Origin of the sequence: Dactylosporangium vinaceum (genome assembly GCF_019904175.1) — a bacterium.
GTDB lineage: Bacteria > Actinomycetota > Actinomycetes > Mycobacteriales > Micromonosporaceae > Dactylosporangium > Dactylosporangium vinaceum.
In genome coordinates this window covers 2,038,707-2,058,300 of record NZ_CP061913.1, presented here as the reverse complement: position 1 = coordinate 2,058,300, position 19,594 = coordinate 2,038,707, and the positions used below count along the sequence as shown (strand labels likewise).

The following is a 19,594-nucleotide window of genomic DNA, read 5'->3' as shown; positions in this document are numbered from 1 at the left end:
GTCGCCCTCCGCGAGCGGAGAGGCCGGTGGCACTCTGTGAATGGCACCGGAATGGTCACGGTTCGGCCGCAGGCCCTCGACCGGCCCCGGGGCACACCTGTGAGAATGCCCTGGGGAACTTTGCTGTGCGATGGCGGCGTGACGGTGGGATACCCGATCCTACGGGCGCCGGGATTGAGGATGGGCAGATGAGCGAGCCTACGGAGTTTGGACGGATCGACGCCGACGGCAACGTCTTCGTGAAGACGGCCGCCGGTGAGCGCCCCATCGGGTCCTGGCAGGCCGGGACACCCGAGGAGGGCCTGGCCCACTTCGCCCGCCGGTTCGCGGACCTGGTGACCGAGGTCGACCTGATCGAAGCGAGGCTCGGCAGCGGTGCCGCCGACGCCGGCCAGTCGCTGTCCACGATCCGCCGCCTGCGCAGCGGCCTCGACGAGGCGCACGTCGTCGGCGACATCGACGGGCTCGCCGCCCGCCTCGACAAGCTGACGACGATCGCCGAGGAGAAGGCCGGCGCCGCCCGGGCCGCCCGCGACGCCGCGCGGGCCGAGTCGCTCGCCCGCAAGACCGCGCTGGTCGAGGAGGCCGAGAGCATCGCGGCCGAGGCCACCGGCTGGAAGGCGGCCGGCGACCGGCTCAAGGAGATCCTCGACGAGTGGAAGTCGATCCACGGCGTCGAGAAGAAGGCCGAGAGCGAGCTCTGGAAGCGCTACGCCGCCGCCCGCGACGCCTTCACCCGTCGCCGCGGGGCGCACTTCGCCACCCTCGACTCCTCCCGCAAGCAGGCCCAGGGCCGCAAGGAAGAGCTCGTCGTCGAGGCCGAGCAGCTGTCGGAGTCCACCGAGTGGAACGCGACGGCCGCCCGCCTCAAGGACCTCATGACCGAGTGGAAGGCCGCGCCGCGGGCCGCCAAGGACACGGAGCAGAAGCTCTGGGAGCGCTTCCGGGCCGCCCAGGATGCCTTCTTCAAGCGGCGCAGCGAGGTATTCTCAGCTCGGGACGCCGAGTTCAAGGGCAACCTGGACCGCAAGCACGAGCTGCTGGCCCAGGCCGAGGCCCTCGACGTCGACGGCGACCCCAAGGGCGCGCAAAACCGCCTGCGCGAGATCCAAGGCACCTGGCACGAGGTCGGCCGGGTCCCGCGCGAGTCGCAGGCGGGCCTCGACAGGCGTCTGCGCGCCGTGGAGGACCGGGTCAAGCAGGCAATGGACGCCGCTTGGCGCCGTACCCCGCCGGAGGCCAGCCCGCTGCTCGCCCAGATGCGCGAGCAGGTGGCGCGGGCCGAGCAGCAGCTGGCCAGCGCTCAGGCGGCCGGCGACCAGCGCCGTATCAAGGAGGCCGAGAAGGCCCTGGAGTCCAAGCGCAAGTTCCTGGCCATGGCCGAGCACACCGGCTGATCACGAGACTTCTCCGGTGACGGGCAGGACCCGTCCGACATAGAAAGTTGGCCACTACACGCCGGAGTGCGTGTAGTGGTCAACGTCGTTTCCGGAGCCGAAACCGGGCGAGCGGACGCCCGGGTACCGCCCGTCAGCAGTGCGTCTTCACCGGCTCGACGGCCGGAGCGCCGATGGACGGCATGCCCAGCGACACCCCGGGAGTCCGGGTCACCCGGCCGGCTTCCCAGGCGTCGCCCGCACGGGTGCGCCGGTGCGAGACGAGCGGCGAGTCGGAGTTCAGGTGGTGCGGCGCGGCATACGTCACCGTCGTGTGCACGATGTCGCCGGGCCGGATGCCCGCGGCCGGGTCCGCCGCGAAGTGGACGAGCCGCCCGTCGCGCGCCCGGCCCGACAGACGTCCGGTGGCGTTGTCCTTGCGCCCCTCACCGACCGCGACCAGGACCTCGAGCGTCGAGCCGACCAAGCGCTTGTTCTCGGCCCAGGAGATCTCCTCGAGCACCGAGATCAGCCGGTCGTAGCGCTCCTGGACGACCGCCTTCGGCACCTGCGCGTCCATCGACGCGGCGGGCGTGCCCGGGCGCTTGGAGTACTGGAACGTGAAGGCGCTCGAATACCGCGCGGCCCGGACCACGTCCAGGGTCTGCTCGAAGTCGGCGTCCGTCTCACCCGGGAAGCCCACGATGATGTCGGTCGTGATCGCCGCGTCCGGCATCGCCGCCCGAACCTTGTCGATGATGCCCAGGTACTTCTCCGCCCGGTACGAGCGGCGCATCGCCCGCAGCACCGCGTCCGAACCCGACTGCAGCGGCATGTGCAGCGAGTGGCACACGTTCGGCGTCTCCGCCATCGCCGCGATCACGTCGTCGGTGAAGTCCTTCGGGTGCGGGCTGGTGAACCGGACGCGCTCCAGCCCGTCGACGTCGCCGCAGGCCCGCAGGAGCTTGCCGAACGCCAGCCGGTCGCCGAACTCGGCCCCGTAGGAGTTGACGTTCTGGCCCAGGAGCGTGACCTCCAGTACCCCCTCGGCCGCCAGGGCCTGGACCTCGGCCAGGATCTCGCCGGGGCGACGGTCCTTCTCCCGCCCGCGCAGCGCGGGCACGATGCAGAACGTGCACGTGTTGTTGCAGCCGACGGAGATCGACACCCACCCGGCGTAGGTCGACTCCCGCCGCGTGGGCAGCGTGGAGGGGAAGACCTCCAGCGACTCGAGGATCTCGACCTCGGCCGCCGCGTTGTGCCGGGCCCGCTCCAGCAGCACCGGCAGCGACCCGATGTTGTGGGTGCCGAAGACGACGTCGACCCACGGCGCCTTCTTCACGATGTCGCCGCGGTCCTTCTGGGCCAGGCAGCCGCCGACGGCGATCTGCATGCCCGGGTGCGCGAGCTTCGTGGGCCGCAGGTGGCCGAGGTTGCCGTAGAGCCGGTTGTCCGCGTTCTCCCGCACCGCACACGTGTTGAACACGACGACGTCGGGGTCGCCGTCACCGGCCGCCGGCACGTAGCCGGCCTCCTCCAGCAGCCCGGAGATGCGCTCGGAATCGTGCGCATTCATCTGGCAGCCGTAGGTGATCACACGGAACGTTCGGGTCTCAGTCATAGCGAGCCAAATCTTAGCCCCCGATGTGCTCACCGGCCGTATCGACGATGCCCGGCAGCTCGACGTCGGCCGCCTCGCCGGGCGGGAACAGCGGGGTGACAGCGGCGTACCCGTCCAGCAGCCAGCCGTCATCGCTGCCCGGCTCGGCCACCTCGCCCACCTGCTCGAGCGACATGCGCACGAACCCCTCGCCCTGCTCGCGCAGCGTCATCTGCACGATGCCGAACTCGGCCAGGTGCGCCCGCCGCACGCCGCGCAGGTCACCGGCCGGCACGTCGGGCACGTTCACGTTGAGCGCGAACCCGCCGGTGAGCATCGGCAGCAGGTCGACCGCGATCTCGGCCGCGGTGTCCCAGTTGGCCTCGACGGTGTTGGGGTCGACGTCGAGCGAGACCGCGAGCGCCGGGCACCCGTTGGCCACGGCGGTGAGCGCGGCGCCGACCGTGCCGGAGTGCAGCACGGCCGCGCCGGTGTTGGCCCCGCGGTTGATGCCGGCCAGCACGACGTCGGGCTCCGGCCCGAAGGCGCCGCGGGTGGCGAGCAGCACGATGAAGGCCGGCGTTGCCGAAACCGCAAAAGCGGTGGTGTCCGTACTGCCCAGCCGCCGCTCGGCCATCTGGATGCGCCCGCCCTCGTCGACCGCCTGGAGCGCGGCACTGGATCCCGACGACTCCTCGGCCGGCGCGGCCACGACGACCTCGTGCCCGGCCCGGGTCACCCGTTCGGCGAGCGCGAGGAGGCCCGGACTGTCGATACCGTCGTCATTGGTCACGAGTACGCGCATGCCAACCAGCATCGCGGGTTGCTCATTGTGACCAGACGGGGGCTGTAATGAACCCGTCAGGGACACGTAACGCAAAACGGGCGTCGTTATCTGGCCGTGACCCTTGTGTCGCGGATCGGAAGCCTTTGCCCCGCTAACGTCACACGCACCGGACGACGGGACAGGCATCGCTATGCAGTGGGGCGGAAGATGACGGACCAGCCTTTGATCGTGCTCAGTGGCGTGAACAAGTGGTTCGGCGAGCTGCACGTGTTGAAGGACGTCAACCTGTCCATCGGGCGGGGCGAGGTCGTCGTCGTGATCGGGCCGTCCGGCTCGGGCAAGTCGACGCTCTGCCGGGCGATCAACCGGTTGGAGCCGATCAACAGCGGCGAGATCGTGTTCGACGGCACCAGCCTGCCCGCGGAGGGCAAGCCCCTCGCGCGGCTGCGCAGCGAGGTCGGCATGGTCTTCCAGTCGTTCAACCTGTTCGCGCACAAGACGATCCTCGAGAACGTGATGCTCGGGCCGGTCAAGGTGCGCAAGGAGAAGGCGGCCGCGGTCCGCGAGCGGGCGATGGGCCTGCTGGACCGGGTCGGCATCGCGGCGCAGGCGGAGAAGTACCCGGCCCAGCTCTCCGGCGGCCAGCAGCAGCGCGCGGCGATCGCCCGCGCCCTGGCCATGCAGCCCAAAGCCATGCTCTTCGACGAGCCGACGAGCGCCCTCGACCCCGAGATGGTCGGTGAGGTGCTCGAGGTGATGACGACCCTGGCCGGTGAGGGCATGACGATGGTCGTCGTCACCCACGAGATGGGCTTCGCCCGGCACGCGGCCAACCGGGTCGTGTTCATGGCCGACGGCCTGCTGGTCGAGGAGGCGGCGCCGGCGGAGTTCTTCGCCAACCCGCGCACCGACCGGGCCAAGGACTTCCTCTCGAAGATCCTCACCCACTGACGTTTTCGCACGCCTCGACACATGAGAGATCGGGCGCACCACCCCCGGGGCGCCCCGGCCGTCCGGCGAACCCGGCCGGCCACGTGAGGTAATGGAAGGAGCACGCAAGCACATGCGAATCATGCGGATCGCGGCCATGGCCGCCGTCGCCACGCTTTCGCTCGGCCTTGCCGCCTGCGGCAAGGAGGGCACGCCCACCCCGGAGACCCCGGCGGGCCAGTCCGGCGCGCCGCAGGCGCAGAGCGACGCCTGCACGTCGTCCGGCGTGAGCCTGACGCCGGCCAGCGGCGTCGACATCGCCGGCAGCCCGACGTTTGCGAAGATCAAGAGCGCGGGCAAGGTCGTCATCGGCGTCAAGTTCGACCAGCCGAACCTCGGCTACAAGGACGCCTCGGGCAAGCGCTGCGGCTTCGACATCGAGATCGCCCAGCTCATCGCGTCGAAGCTGGGCATCGACCCGGCGAAGATCGAGTTCAAGGAGGTCGCGTCCGCGAACCGCGAGACGTCGATCAAGGGTGGTGAGGTCGACTACTACGTCGGCACCTACTCGATCACCGACAAGCGCAAGGCCGACGTCGCCTTCGCCGGCCCGTACTTCATCGCCTCGCAGGACCTGCTGGTGCGCAAGGACGACACGTCCATCACCGGCTCCGACTCGCTCAAGGGCAAGACGGTCTGCTCCGCCACCGGCTCCACGCCGATCCAGCGGGTGCGCGACCAGAAGCTCACCGACAAGATCGTCGAGTTCAAGACCTACTCCGAGTGCGTGTCGCAGCTGATCGACAAGAAGGTCGACGCGGTGACCACCGACGACGCGATCCTCAAGGGCTACGCCGCGCAGAACCCGTCGATGCTGAAGGTGGTCGGCAAGCCGTTCACCGACCCGGCGACGGGCAAGCCGTACCCGGAGAAGTACGGCATCGGCCTGCCGCACGACGACAAGGCGCTGCGCGACTTCGTCAACGCCGCCCTGGAGAAGGCCGAGCAGGACGGCACCTGGCAGAAGATCTACGACGGCACGCTGGGCAAGTCCGGCTCCGCCGCCACGATCCCGCCGCTCGAGAAGTACTGATCTGACATTCGGGACGCCGCCCCCACCGCGGGGCGGCGTCCCGCCCTTTACCCCCTGGCGATGGGCAGCGGATGAACGAGTTTCTTCACGTCCTCACGGACAACTGGGACGTGATCGGGTCCCACTTCTGGACGACGATCCAGCTGTTCCTGATCTCCGGCGTCGCCTCCCTGGTCCTCGGCACACTGCTGACTGCCATGCGCGTCTCGCCGGTGCCGGCCCTGCGCGGCTTCGGTACCACCTATGTGCTGCTGCTGCGCAACTGCCCGCTCACACTGGTCTTCGCGCTGCTCGTCTTCGCGGTGCCGAAACTCGACGTCGACATCGACTACTTCCCGAGCGCCTGTGTCGCACTCACCGCGTACACGAGCGCCTTCATCTGTGAGGCGCTGCGCTCCGGCATCAACACCGTCCCGGTCGGCCAGGCCGAGGCCGCCCGCGCCCTGGGCATGAGCTTCGGCCAGGTGCTCACCCTCGTCGTGCTGCCGCAGGCGTTCCGCACCGTGGTGCCGCCGATGGTCAGCGTCCTCAACGCCATGCTGAAGAACACGACGATCGCGGCCGGCTTCTCCGTCGCCGAGGCGGGCGCGATCCAGGCGTACCTTTCCGAGCGCGGCGAGAACCAGATCTACACCCTGCTGTGGGTCACGATCGGGTTCCTCATTCTGGTGGTACCGCTCATCCTCGTGCAGCGGAACCTGGAGCGGCGCTGGGGAGTCGCACGATGAGCAACATCCTCTACGACCTGCCCGGCCCCAAGGCCCGCCTGCGCAACCGCGTGCTCAGTATCGTGAGCCTCGTCGCGATCGTGGCCCTGCTGGTCTACATCGTGATGCGCTTCAACGACACGGGCCAGTTCGAGTCGATCAAGTGGCAGCAGTTCCAGTACGCGGCGATTCAACAGCAGCTCCTCGACGGGTACCTCACCACGCTGCGCGCGGCCGGAGTCGCGGCGGTGCTCGCGCTGATCTTCGGTGCGGTGCTGGCGACCGGCCGGCTGAGCGACCACGGCTACTTCACCGGCCCCACGACGCTCATCGTCGAGCTGTTCCGGGCCATCCCGCTGCTGGTGCTCATCTTCTTCGCGTACTACGGCCCGATCCAGCTCGGCTACAAGGTCGGCCCGTTCTGGCCCCTGGTGATCGGGCTCACGCTCTACAACGGGGCGGTGCTCGCCGAGATCTTCCGGGCCGGCTTCCTGGCCGTGGCGAAGGGCCAGTCCGAGGCCGCCTACGCGCTGGGCATGCGCAAGACCCAGGTCATGATGTCGATCCTGCTGCCCCAGGCGATCCGGGCGATGCTCCCGGCCATCGTCAGCCAGGTCGTGGTGCTGCTCAAGGACACCGCGCTGGGCTTCATCATCCAGCTGCCCGAGCTGCTGTACGTCGGCAAGCAGATCGGCGGCCGCCTGCCCTTCGGCCTGCCCTACGTGCCGAGCTACCTGATCGTCGCCGCGATCTACATCAGCACCTGCGGCCTGCTGTCGGCGTTCGCCTTCTGGCTGCAGAAGCGGCTCATCGGCGGACGGCGCCCGCGCACGACAGCCGCCCCGGTTCCGCTGACCACCGACACCGGCGCACCTGTCGTATAAGGCACCGCGCACCGGCCCGGCCTCCCGTTCATTGAGGGGAGCCGGGCCGGTTCTTTGAGCCGATTGGCAACGTTGCGCCCTATGCGTACGCTGCGCGAGTGGCGGACACTGGCTTCCGGTTGGGCATCGACTTCGGCACCTCGAACACCGTCGGCGTCCTGCGCTGGCCGGACGGGCGCACCAAGCCCCTGCTCTTCGACGGGTCCCCGCTGCTCCCCTCCGCGGTGTACGTCAACGCCGACGGCAGCATCCTCACCGGGCGTGACGCCGTGCACTCCGCGCGGCTGCAGCCGCACCGGTTCGAGCCCTACCCCAAGCGCCGCGTCGAGGAGGGCACCGTCTGGCTCGGCGAGCGCGACGTCCCCGTGGCCGAGCTGGTCACGAGCGTCCTGCGCCGGGTCGCGGCCGAGGCCGAGCGGGTCGCCGGGGCCAAGCCGGCCCACGTCACGCTCACCCACCCGGCCACCTGGCCCCCACAGCGCCGCCAGACGCTCTCCCAGGCCGCGGTCGCCGCCGGTCTTCCGGCCCCGCTGCTGGCCGCCGAGCCCGTCGCCGCGGCCTCGTACTTCGTCAGCACCATCGGCACCCACGTGCCCGTCGGCGGCGTCGCGGTGGTGTACGACTTCGGCGCGGGCACCTTCGACGCCAGCGTGGTGCGCCGCAACGCGGGCGGGGGCTTCGACGTGCTCGCGAGCGAGGGCCTGCCGGACGCGGGCGGCCTCGACGTCGACGCGGCCGTCGTGGCCTACCTCGGCCGCAACTTCGCCGGCCGGGAGGGCGACCAGTGGCGCCGCCTGACCAACCCGGAGACTGAGTCCGACCGCCGCGCCGCGTGGCAGCTGTGGGAGGACGCCCGCCTGGCCAAGGAGATGCTGAGCCGGGCCGCCACGACCTACGTCCACGTGCCCCTGTTCGACGAGAGCGTCCCGATCGGCCGCGAGCAGCTCGAGCAGCTGGCCCGGCCCATCCTCGACCGCACGGTCACCGCCACCCAGATCGCCGTCACCGCCTCCGCCCTGGGCAACCGGCCCGTCTCCGCGGTGTTCCTGGTCGGCGGCTCCAGCCGCATCCCGCTGGCGGCGACACTGCTGCACCGCGCGTTCGGCCTCGCCCCGACCGCGATCGAGCAGCCCGAGCTGGTCGTGGCCGAGGGCGCCCTGCACCTGGCCCCGCCGACCGGCCGCGCCCACGTCGCCGGGGCCGCGGGCGGCAGCAGCTCCCCCATCTCGGGCGGGCCGATCTCCGGCGCGCCGACGTCGGGTGGGCGCGCCCACGAGCTCAGCGGCGACGTGGCCGCCGCGCCGGTGTCGGCCGCGCCCGTCTCCGGCCAGCCGGTGTCGCCCGGCTTCAGCATGCCGTCGAACACCCCGCACCTGCCGCCGCTGATGCAGACGAGCTCGATCCCGGCTCCCGCCTACCAGCCGCCGCCTCCCATCATCCCGCAGCAGGTGGCCCGGCCCGTCTCGACGCCGCCGGTGCAGCAGCAGCCGGCGACCCAGCCCATGGCCTACGCGCAGCCGGCCCCGCCCGTCGCGCAGCCGATCACCGCCATTCCGGCCAGTCCGGCTCCTCCGTGGCAGGCGGGCTATCCGGCGGTACAGCCGCCGAAAAAAGGGCGTGGCGGACGGCTCGCGGCCATCGGAAGCGGTGTCCTGGTCCTGCTCCTGCTGATCGGCGGGGTCGTGTGGGCGGTCAACCGCAACCCCGACGTCCCCACCCCGACCCCCGCCGACAGCCAGACCTCGGCGGTACCGCCGGTCTGCGGCAAGAAGATCGGCTACCTGGGCATGTCCAGCGGCGACAACTCCGACGACGGCGTGATGATGCGCAACAGCGTCCGCCTGGCCATCGACGACTTCAACAACGCCCACGCCAACTGCAAGGTCGACTTCAAGGAGTTCGACACCACCGGCACCGACGACGGCAGCAAGGCCAAGGCCCAGCTCGCCGTCGACGACGCCGACGTGATCGGCGTGGTCGGCCCCGTGTACGACAACGAGATCCTCGCCGCCGGCCCGATCCTGGAAAAGGCGAGCCTGCCGATGATCACCCCGTTCGCCCCCGACGAGAAGCTGGCCAAGCAGGGCTGGGCCACGTTCCACCGGGCGATCGGCTCCGACGTCGACCAGGCCCGCGCGGGCGCGAGGTACATCAAGAACACCCTGAAGGCCAGCAAGACCGCGATCGTCTACGACGACTCCGACTACGGCACGACGGGCCGCACCGAGGTCTCCGCCGTCCTGGGCGGCGGCACGGGCCTGAGCGTGGCCGTCAAGCAGACCGACACCGACTTCACCTCGGCCGCCAAGCAGGTGAACGACTCGAAGCCGGACGCGGTGTACTTCGCGGGCCAGTCCACCCCGGGCATAGGCTTCGTGAAGGCCCTGCGCGCAGCCAACGCGACGGTCCCGATCGTGGGCTCCGACAAGCTGTTCACGCAGAGCTTCGTCACGAAGACCGAGGGCAAGGCGCAGGGCGTCACCGTCACCTGCCCCTGCGTCCCGTCGAAGGACGCGGGCAACGACTTCGCCTCGAAGTACCAGGGCACGTTCAGCGAGTCGGCGAGCTACTACGGCCCCGAGGCCTACGACGCCGCCGGCGTATACCTGGCCGGCTTCCTCTCCGGCCACGGCACCCGCGAGTCGATGCTGAAGTACATGACCACCTACGAGGGCAAGGGCGCGGCGACGGGCCGCACCATCAAGTTCGACGGCAGCGGCAACCTGTCCGCGCCGGACCCGTTGATCTGGGCTTACAAGGTGAACGGCCAGTACATGGTCAACGACACCGCGATCAAGCCCTGACCCCGCCGCGGGGCGCGGGCTTTCCCGGCGCGCCCACGCTCATGCTCGTGACGAGGCCTGGTTCGCGCTGCGAGCCGGCTTGCAGCGTGGTGCAGAAGGTCACGCGGGACCCGGCGGCCACGCCGGCCGATGGCGACATCTCCGGCGCGACGCTGCAGGCCCGCGGCCCTGACGGCCCCTCTCTTCCAGGCTCGGGCCGATGGTAGTGGCCATGTCTCGGGCCCACGTGCCCCGGCCGCCCGCTCTCCCTGGGCTCGGGCCCATGGCAGTGGCCATGCCTCGGGCCCTGGCCGCCCGTTCTCCCTCGGCTCGGGCGACAACGATATGTCCGGCGCTCCGCTAACCGGACATATCGCCTTTATCACGATTTATCTACCAAGATCGATCTCACGCCGAGCGCTGTTGGTGCCGGTCAGGGAAGTTGTCAGCGAGCGATCTCCGTGACCCGCGACTCGCGAACGACAGTCACCCGGATCTGACCCGGATAGGTCAGCTCCTCCTCGATCTGCTTCGCCACGTCGCGAGCCAGCACCGCGGCCCCGATGTCGTCGACGTCGTCCGGGCGGACCATGACCCGGATCTCGCGGCCGGCCTGCATGGCGAAGACCTTCTCGACGCCCGACTTGCCGCCGGCGATCTCCTCGATCCGCTCGAGCCGCTTGACGTACGCCTCCAGGCTTTCCCGCCGCGCCCCCGGCCGACCGCCCGAGCAGGCGTCCGAAGCCTGGGTGAGCACCGCCTCGATCGTCTGCGGCAGCACCTCGTTGTGGTGGGCCTCGATGGCGTGGACGACGTCTTCGTGCTCGCCGTACTTGCGGGCCACATCCGCACCGATCAGCGCGTGGCTGCCCTCGACCTCGTGGGTGAGCGCCTTGCCGATGTCGTGCAGGAACGCCGACCGCTTGATCAGGACCGGGTCCAGGTGCAGCTCGGACGCCATGATCCCGGCGATGTGCGCGGTCTCGACGAGGTGCTTCAGGACGTTCTGGCCATACGAGGTGCGGTACCGCAGCCGCCCCAGCAGCGTCATCAGCTCGGGGTGCAGGTCGGTGATGCCGACCTCGACGAGCGCATCCTCGGCGGCCCGGTGGCACAGCCGCTCCACCTCGTGCTTGGCCTGCTCGAAGACCTCCTCGATGCGGTGCGGGTGAATCCGCCCGTCGAGCACCAGCTTCTCCAGCGTGAGCCGGCCGATCTCGCGGCGCACCGGGTCGAAGCAGGACAGCAGCACGGCCTCGGGGGTGTCGTCGATGATCAGGTTGACGCCGGTCGTCGACTCGAACGCCCGGATGTTGCGGCCCTCGCGCCCGATGATCCGGCCCTTCATCTCGTCGCTGGGCAGGTGCAGGACGCTGACGACGCTCTCCGCGGTCTGCTCGCTGGCCACGCGCTGGATCGCGTCGACGACGATGTGCCGGGCCCGCTGCTCGGCCGTGCTGCGCGCATCGTGCTCGATGTCGCGCACCAACAGCGCCGCCTCGCGCTTGGCCTGCGCCTCGATCGTCTCGACGACCTCGATCCGGGCCGCGTCGGCGGTGAGCCCGGCGATGCGCTCCAGTTCGGCGCGGTGCCGCTCCTCGCCCTCGGCAAGCGCCGACTCCCGGCGGACGAAAGACGCTTCACGCTCCAAAAACTCTGCCTCTGTACTGGTGATCCGCCGATCCCGTTCCGCCAGCCGCTCGGCCTCCTCCGCCAGGAGCCGCTCGCGCTCGTCGAGCCGGCGTTGCCGCCGTTCGGCATCCTGCGACTGCTCCTTGGCGACGGTCGTGAGCTGGCTGACCTCCCGCTCACCGGCCCGTCGCGCCGCCGCCCGCGCCTGCTCGGCATCGGTCTCGGCCTGCCGGTGCGCCCGCTCGATCAGCGAGTCGGCCTCGGCCCGGGCCGCGTCGAGGATCCGCCGCGCCTCCGAGCGAGCCGCGCTCGCCTCGGCCTTGGCCGCCGCCGCCTCGGTACGCGCCGCCGCAGCCGCCGCCCGAGCCTCGTCAACGGCCGCCGTCGCGTCCTCCGCGGCCGTACGCAACGACGCCAGCGAATGCTCCTGCCGATCCTTCTCGGCCAGGAACGCCGGGTCGTCCCCGACCGCCGCGGCGCCCGGCCCACCGTTCCCGAGCCGCTTCACGACCTTCATCGCGACGACGAGCACCACCGCGACGACGACGACCAACAGGATCATCGCCAGCGTGAGCGCAACCTCAACCCCGGTCACGCCGCCGCCCCCGCAAACCCCAGCACCGACGCCGCAGCCCCGAGTCGCCGGCGCGCACCGGAAGCTCTGCTCACACCCACCGCCCTGTCCACACGGGCGGTCCCGCCCCCAGATGCCACCCTACTTGCACCAGCCGCCGGGTTTAGGCGCACAAGCCCGATGCGCACGGTTCGCCCGGGCACATCACCACGCTCCGCCCGCCCTCCGAGCCGCCCCCCGCTTCGCCCAACCACCCGCGCCGCCACCCGCCCCACCGCCCACGCCGCCACCTGGCCCGACACGCGCGCCGACACCTCACCAGCCGCCCGCGTCAGCACCCGCCCGCCCCCTGGCGTCGCGGCCTGGCCGACCACTCGCGTCGCCCCCTGGCCGGGCTCCCGCATGGGGAGTTGCCCGGGCGCTTGCGTGGGGAGCAGGTCTGCCGCCCCCGGCGCCGCCTGGCTCGACACTTGCGCCGAGACCTGGCCGGGCGCTGCTGGTGTCGGCATCTGGCTGGGTGGCTGGCCGGGTGGTGCTCCGCCGCCTTCGTCACCGTCGGCAACGGTCGCCGCGGTGGAGTGCTCGTGGTCGGGGTCTCGCCCCACTGTGGCTCCCGGGCCCGCCGGGCCGCCGGGGCGTGCAAGTTCGCAGAGGATGACCCGGGCGCACTCCGTCACGACGTCACCTCGCTCCGCTCAACGCCGCGCACTCAGCAACGGCGGGTATATGGAGGAGACGCCCGACCCCGCATATCAAGCGATATCAATATCGAGGCTTAGAGGGCCCCGCTGCTGGGTCGCCACTAGCGCCGACACCTCCCGCAAGGCGTGGCGCTCAAATCCGCTATGAACCTTTGTTAAGTGTTGCTGATCTGTGATGCGATCTATGTTGTGCGGTAAACCCGCGGTGGTTGGGCGGTCTCCATCTGGTAACGGTGAGGCTAGGTCGTGAAGGCCGCTTCGGTCAAGGACTCATGATCGGGCACCATACGGCCCCTAAGTCCGTCAAGTACCCTCGCCAGCCGAAACACCCCACGGGCCCCGTTTGCACGGATCTTTCCGGCATGTCGGTCGACACCCGCCAAAACTTTCAACCGCAAGTAATCAACCCCCAACAGACCGCACGCACCACACCATCATTCCTGCAACCATTCCACCACAGCCCGTACACCCCACCAACATCATCATCGACACCCATCACCGCCAATGCGCCCCCGAGCACCCGCGCAAGGCCCGAACCCCAAGACCAACCGTTACGGAGCGTCAGACAACCCGACCCCACCCTGTCACCAAGCAAGCCACCCGACCCCCACCACCCTTGGGGCCCCGTCGCCCCGCCTCCGCCGTCGATACATCACAGCGACACAAGATCAGCCGCGAGCAGATTCAGCCCACCGCACCGCACCGCACCGCACCGCACCGCACCGCACCGCACCGCACCGCACCGCACCGCACCGCACCGCACCGCACCGCACCGCACCGCACCGCACCGCACCGCACCGCACCGCACCGCACCGCACCGCACCGCACCGCACCGCACCGCACCGCACCGCACCGCACCGCACCGGCAGATTAGATCTCGCATCGCGCAGGGCGAGCGATGGCGGTCGGCATCCGCACTACAGAACTTGCCCACAGCGGCGCCACACACCTTGAGGCCAAGGGCTCACGGCCGCCCCATCAGGACCGAGGTGCTCGCGGCCGCCCCATCGAGGCCGAGGGCCCCACGGCCGCGCCATCAAGGCCAAGGATCGCCTACTGAACGTCGGGATCGTGAGCGGCGTCAGCGAGCGCATCGGCGTCGATGGAGTCGGCGAACTCAGCCGCGTCGTCCCGCTCCGCCAGCGCCTCCTTGACGAGCCGGATCGCCAGCCCCGGCGGATACCCCTTGCGCCCGAGCATCCCGACCAACCGCCGAAAGATCGCCTCGGGTGTACCGCGAGTCTCCGTCCGCAGCCGCCGCACGACCAACGCCTTGGCCGTCTGCTCCTCCATGTCGGGCGTCAACTCCTCGAGCGCCTCCCCCATCTCATCCGAGGACACGCCCTTCCGCCGCAACTCCCCCGCCAGCGCCCGCCGGGACAACCCTCGCCCATGGTGCCGACTGTTCACCCAGGCCCGGGCGAAGGCAGCGTCGTCAATGATCCCGACCTCGTCGTACCGATCGAGAATCTCCGCCGCGATCTCCTCCTCGACCCCGCGCTTGCGCATGGCCGCCCCGAGCTCAGCCCGAGTACGCGGCCGAACAGCCAACTGCCGCAGGCAAATCTCCCGAGCCGCCTCGCGCGGATCAACCGCCTTGGCCGGCCCACTCTCTCGCTGCCCTCGCCCCCGCTTCCCGCGCCGCCCCCGCCCACCCTCCTGCTCCGCCCCGCTATCGCCCACCGAACCGGAAATTCCGGAAATGTCCGGCTGGGTAGCGTTCGTCCAAGGCAGCTCAACAGCCCTCGGCGAAGACGAGCCCGAAGCCACCCCACCAAACGAAGCCCCCGGCAAAGCCGAACCACCCGAAGCCACACCACCCGAAGCCACACCACCCGAAGCCACACCACCCGAAGCCGCACCGCCCGAAGCGGCACCGCCGGAAGCCGCCCCACGAGCCGAAGCGGCACCGCCCGAAGCCACACCGTCCGAAGCCGCACCCCCGGAAGCCGCCCCACGAGAAGACGCACCGCGGGAAGACGCACCGCGGGAAGACGCACCAAGAGAAGACGCACCAAGAGAAGACGCACCAAGAGAAGACGCACCGCCAGAAGACGCACCGAGGGAAGGCGTGCCACCAGAAGACGCACCGAGGGAAGGCGTGCCACCAGAAGACGCACCGCGGGAAGACGACCCAGGCGCGGAAGAGCCGCGGGATGACGACCCACGAGAAGAAGCTGCGCGAGACGAGGAGCCAGCGGAAGCATCATCGCCGGCTGAAGCGTCCGAGCCGGCCGCAGAGTCGGACCGAGCACCACGCCGACGAACCGTGCTCGACCTCGACGAGTCCGGCAGGCTCCGCGGGGCCGAGCTGGGATCAGCCCAGGGATTGTCCGGCCCCGGCTGCCACGCGGGACGAGATGGGGTTTCGGAGCTCCCGCCGTCGTCGCCCGCCCACGGATTGCCGGCCGGAGGACTCCACGCCGGCCGCTCCACTTCGTCCGGCGTATCGCTCACGAGGGGACTCTCCGCAGCAGCCGATCCGACCGGCACAGTCGGTCCACCGGAAACGGCGGAGGCCGTCGACCCACCGCTTGAGCGAGCCGACGGTGTCGGCCGAGCAGCGGTGGGTGACGTCCACGGATTGTCGCCGCCGGGGTCCACCCACTGGGAGATCGGCGCGGAGGCAGCGGCCAGGCGACCAAGAGCGTCGGGCTCAACTGCGTCCGGCCCGGCCACGTCGAGCGGCGGCAAGCCGGGCCAACCAGCGCCGGATCGAACGGTGCCCGCTGACACAGTGCCGGGCTGAGCGTGGCCGGGGAGTGCGTCGCCGGGCTGAGCAGGATCGGGCGATGCGATGCCGGGCGGTGCGGTGCCGGCTAACGCAGCGCCGGACTGGGCGGCATCAGGCGGCACGGTGTCAGCTGAGGAAACGGTGCCGCGCTGAGCAGGGCCGGGCGGCGCGGTGTCGGCTGAAGCGGGGTCGGCTGAAGCGGGGTCGGCTGAAGTGGGGTCGGCTGAAGTGGGGTCGGGTGGTGGGAGGGGGGCGCCGGCCGGGGCGGTGTGCCACGGGTTTGGGCTGGCGGCGGTTGGGGCGTCTCCGCCGGACATCGGTACCTCCCACTTGGCACACGGCGTCGGCTGAGACCCGGTGCCGGTCGGGCGGCTTGGCCCGCCAGGCCGGCACCGGGAGTCTCGAGCGACGCGCAGAGCACTCCCCCGCGGGCCAGGGACCAGTGGCCGGAGACCTCAGGCCGGTGACCGGTGGTCGACGACCACGGGTCGCCGACCGGAGGCCGGAGACCAGCAGACCCCAGGCCGCGGAGAACGACGAACAAGCACCCGATCGAGGCGACCGGGCCGAACCGACCGGTAGAAGCCGAGCACGTCGGAGTCGACCAGGTAGGTGTCGAGCCGGGCGGCCTGCCGGCCGAGAACTCCGGCGGGCAGGCCATCCATCGATCGGCGGTCAACGGCCCCGGAAGGCCGGCGACGGGAACGCAGAGCAGAGCGCCCGATCAGAAGTCGACCGGAGCGGCTTCCGGGCCGCCGGCCGCGTCGGTGGACTGGCCGACGCCGACGCCGAGCTTTTCCTTGATCTTCTTTTCGATCTCGGCGGCGACGTCGGGGTTCTCGCGCAGGAACTTGCGCGAGTTCTCCTTGCCCTGGCCGAGCTGGTCGCCGTCGTAGGTGTACCAGGCGCCCGACTTGCGGATGATGGCCTGCTCGACGCCCACGTCGATGAGGGACCCCTCGCGGGAGATGCCCTTGCCGTACATGATGTCGAACTCGGCCTGCTTGAACGGGGAGGCGACCTTGTTCTTGACCACCTTGACGCGGGTGCGGTTGCCGACCACGTCGGTGCCGTCCTTGAGCGACTCGATGCGGCGCACGTCGAGGCGGACCGAGGCGTAGAACTTCAGCGCGCGGCCACCGGTCGTGGTCTCCGGGCTGCCGAACATGACGCCGATCTTCTCGCGGAGCTGGTTGATGAAGATCGCCGTGGTGCCGGAGTTGTTGAGGGCACCGGTGATCTTGCGGAGGGCCTGGCTCATGAGGCGGGCCTGGAGGCCGACGTGGCTGTCGCCCATCTCGCCCTCGATCTCGGCGCGGGGCACCAGGGCGGCCACCGAGTCGATGACGATGATGTCGAGGGCGCCGGAGCGCACCAGCATGTCGACGATCTCGAGGGCCTGCTCACCGGTGTCGGGCTGCGAGACCAGGAGGGCGTCGGTGTCGACGCCGAGAGCCTTGGCGTAGTCGGGGTCGAGGGCGTGCTCGGCGTCGATGAACGCCGCGATGCCGCCCTGGGCCTGCGCGTTGGCGATCGCGTGCAGCGCGACCGTGGTCTTGCCGCTGGACTCCGGGCCGAAGACCTCGACCACGCGGCCGCGGGGCAGGCCGCCGATGCCCAGCGCCACGTCGAGGGCGATGGAGCCGGTCGGAATGATGGCCTGGGGCGCGATGACGCGCTCGCCGAGCCGCATCACGGAGCCCTTGCCGAACTGCTTGTCGATCTGCGAGAGGGCGAGCCCCAGCGCCTTCTCCCGGTCAGGTTGCACTGCCATGTCCGTCACCCCTGGGTTCGCGGTCTTCGTCGGCGTTCGCTTGGTCACGCTGACACGTTAGGCGCCGGGTATGACAAAAAATCCGCTGCGACGCCCCAACGAGCGAGAAGAGTACCCGTACATCTGTACGATCAGCACGTCGACACGCCGAAAAACATCAGCGTAAGCGGCTTGGAACACGCTCCGGATATGCCGCGACTACAGCGCGCCACACATCGGCGGTATCGAAGTTGCCGGCGAGGGCCTGCTCGATGGTCAACCCGCCGAGCTGCGACAACACTTGGTCATGAGCGATGCTCTTTGCGTAACCGGGCCCGAAAACCTGCTCGAGCCGCTGCCAGAAATCCGTCAGACGCACGAACCCAACCTAACGAAGTACAAGACCGAGACCTGATGACGGGCGCGAGCCCTAACGAAGCACCCGGGCGACCAATGGCACCACGGCGACACCCGCGAGCAGACACAGCACCGGGTACCCGAAGAAGTCAACGACAAGCCCCGACAATGCGCCCGCCGAAGCCCCCGCGACCCCCATGATGACGTCGGAGAGCCCTTGGACGCTCGCCCGGCGCTCCAGCGGTACCGACTCCGAAAGTAACGTGGAGCCGGCCACCATCGTCGCGCTCCAGCCCAGCCCCAGCAGGGCGAGGCCGGTCGAGAGCCGCCACGTGCTCTCGGCCGCCGTGCCGGCCAGCACGCAGGCCAGGACCAGCAGGCCGACGCCGCCGAGGATGACGGGGCGGCGCCCGAGCCGGTCGGCCAGCAGGCCCATGACCGGCGAGAGGGCGTACATGCCGGTGATGTGGATGCTGATCACCAGGCCGACGACGCGCAGCAGGTCACCGTGGTCGTGGACGTACTCGCCGATGTGCACGGGCGTCATCGACATCACGCCGACCATCACGACGTGCCCGACGGCAACCGCGGCGACCCCGGTCCGAGCGCCGGCACTGTCCCGGATGGTCAGAGCCGCCTGCCGCCAGATGGCCCTCTCCCCAGAATCCGAACCCGAGCCGGAACCGGAACCAGGACCAGAACCCAAGCCAGGACCAGCGCCAGAACCCGAGCCAGGGCCAGCGCCAGGACCAGCGCCAGGACCGAGGCCGGAGCCAGAGCCAGAGGCCGAGCCAGAGCCGACGGCCGAGCCCGAGGAAGCCAAGCCAGGAGCAGCAGCAGAAGACGTCGCCACCGCCGCCGCAGTCAGCAGCGGGTCCGGCCGCAGCAGCACGGAGATCACCACGGCGGCCAGAGCGAAGGCGAGGGCACTGAACAGGTACGGCCCCGCGTACTCCGGCAGAAACCGATCCGTCAAAGGTGCCAGGTTAGGGCCCAGCACCGCCCCCACCGTAGTGGCCCAGACGACCGTCGAGAGGTGCCGAGCCCGCCGATCCGGCTCCGCGAGGTCCACGGCGGCGTAGCGCGACTGCAGGTTCGCCGCGCTCGACCCCCCGAACAGCAGGGTGCCGAGAAAGAGCACGGGCACCGACGCGAGCTGCACGGCCAGCACCACCAGCAGCGCGCCCAGCGACCCGAGCGCGTAGGCGAAGACCAGCCCCGGCCGCCGCCCGCCCGTCCGCATCAGCCGCGTCGCCGGGATCGCGATCACCGCCGCGCCAATGACCGCGCAGCTTCCGGCGATCCCCGCCGCCCACGGCCCGGCCAGCGAGGCCGCCAGCAGCGCGCCGACCGAGACGCCGCTGGCCACACCGAGCCCGCCGACGATCTGGGTGCTGACGAGCAGGCCGAGCGTCCGCCGCTGGAGCGCCGAGACGTCGACGGCCGTCGAATCAGTCAACGAGCACCGAGACTACCGCGTCCGCGGCCTCGTCGGCGTCCTCGCCATCCGCCCGCACGAGGACCGTCGAGCCCTTTGTCGCATTGAGCGCCATCACCGCAAGGACGCTGCGGGCATTCGCGCTCTTCGAACCGAAAACCACCTCGACGGTACTGTGGAATCGCGCGACCGCGCGCACCAACGCACCCGCCGGCCGGGCGTGCAGATCCTCCAGCAGCACCACG

At 70.4% G+C, this 19,594-nt stretch carries 13 protein-coding genes and 1 pseudogene; 6 read left to right on the top strand and 8 right to left on the bottom strand.

Features of this window, described 5'->3' with window-relative positions; translation table 11 throughout:
* Positions 1-188: 188 nt before the first annotated feature.
* Positions 189-1,397, top strand: a complete 1,209-nt coding sequence (locus Dvina_RS08885) for a DUF349 domain-containing protein (RefSeq protein ID WP_223101930.1) — start codon at positions 189-191, stop codon at positions 1,395-1,397.
* A gap of 133 nt (positions 1,398-1,530) precedes the next feature.
* On the opposite strand, the gene miaB is transcribed toward Dvina_RS08885, so the two are convergent.
* Entirely contained in the window at positions 1,531-2,997 is a 1,467-nt protein-coding gene (gene miaB, locus Dvina_RS08880; RefSeq protein ID WP_223101929.1) for a tRNA (N6-isopentenyl adenosine(37)-C2)-methylthiotransferase MiaB, read from the bottom strand.
* Positions 2,998-3,010: 13 nt separating this feature from the next.
* Entirely contained in the window at positions 3,011-3,781 is a 771-nt protein-coding gene (surE, locus tag Dvina_RS08875) for a 5'/3'-nucleotidase SurE (protein ID WP_246656112.1), read from the bottom strand.
* Positions 3,782-3,970: 189 nt separating this feature from the next.
* Between surE and Dvina_RS08870 the strand changes: the two genes are divergently transcribed.
* From Dvina_RS08870 to Dvina_RS08850, 5 genes are all read left to right on the top strand, one after another.
* A complete protein-coding gene (locus tag Dvina_RS08870) occupies positions 3,971-4,714 on the top strand; it encodes an amino acid ABC transporter ATP-binding protein (RefSeq protein ID WP_223101927.1) in 744 nt (247 codons plus the stop codon).
* Positions 4,715-4,826: 112 nt separating this feature from the next.
* Positions 4,827-5,786: a glutamate ABC transporter substrate-binding protein gene (locus Dvina_RS08865; RefSeq protein ID WP_223101926.1), complete on the top strand. Its 960-nt coding sequence runs from the start codon at positions 4,827-4,829 to the stop codon at positions 5,784-5,786.
* A gap of 71 nt (positions 5,787-5,857) precedes the next feature.
* Positions 5,858-6,514 (top strand): amino acid ABC transporter permease, encoded by a 657-nt coding sequence (locus Dvina_RS08860; RefSeq protein ID WP_223101925.1) that lies wholly within the window; start codon positions 5,858-5,860, stop codon positions 6,512-6,514.
* Positions 6,511-7,377, top strand: a complete 867-nt coding sequence (locus tag Dvina_RS08855) for an amino acid ABC transporter permease (protein WP_223101924.1) — start codon at positions 6,511-6,513, stop codon at positions 7,375-7,377. The genes Dvina_RS08860 and Dvina_RS08855 overlap by 4 nt, the downstream gene beginning before the upstream one ends.
* A gap of 98 nt (positions 7,378-7,475) precedes the next feature.
* Positions 7,476-10,181 carry an ABC transporter substrate-binding protein gene (locus Dvina_RS08850; protein WP_223101923.1) on the top strand — a complete coding sequence of 902 codons (2,706 nt, stop codon included), beginning with the start codon at positions 7,476-7,478 and terminating at the stop codon, positions 10,179-10,181.
* A 424-nt stretch (positions 10,182-10,605) separates the two neighbouring features.
* Here Dvina_RS08850 and rny read toward each other — a convergent pair.
* From rny to Dvina_RS08820, 6 genes and pseudogenes are all read right to left on the bottom strand, one after another.
* Positions 10,606-12,159: pseudogene (gene rny / locus Dvina_RS08845) on the bottom strand (ribonuclease Y); the annotation flags it as partial.
* 1,961 nt (positions 12,160-14,120) lie between these two features.
* Positions 14,121-14,771 carry a regulatory protein RecX gene (locus Dvina_RS54095; RefSeq protein WP_246656511.1) on the bottom strand — a complete coding sequence of 217 codons (651 nt, stop codon included), beginning with the start codon at positions 14,769-14,771 and terminating at the stop codon, positions 14,121-14,123.
* A gap of 1,754 nt (positions 14,772-16,525) precedes the next feature.
* Positions 16,526-17,575 carry a recombinase RecA gene (gene recA / locus Dvina_RS08835; protein WP_223101920.1) on the bottom strand — a complete coding sequence of 350 codons (1,050 nt, stop codon included), beginning with the start codon at positions 17,573-17,575 and terminating at the stop codon, positions 16,526-16,528.
* A 157-nt stretch (positions 17,576-17,732) separates the two neighbouring features.
* Positions 17,733-17,933, bottom strand: coding sequence for a DUF3046 domain-containing protein (locus tag Dvina_RS08830; RefSeq protein ID WP_223101919.1), 201 nt, complete (start codon positions 17,931-17,933; stop codon positions 17,733-17,735).
* A 51-nt stretch (positions 17,934-17,984) separates the two neighbouring features.
* Complete coding sequence (locus Dvina_RS08825; protein WP_223101918.1) at positions 17,985-19,370, bottom strand: MFS transporter; 1,386 nt, start codon at positions 19,368-19,370, stop codon at positions 17,985-17,987.
* Positions 19,363-19,593, bottom strand: a complete 231-nt coding sequence (locus Dvina_RS08820; RefSeq protein WP_246656111.1) for an HPr family phosphocarrier protein — start codon at positions 19,591-19,593, stop codon at positions 19,363-19,365. Before Dvina_RS08820 ends, Dvina_RS08825 begins: the two co-directional genes overlap by 8 nt.
* Position 19,594 lies beyond the last annotated feature (1 nt).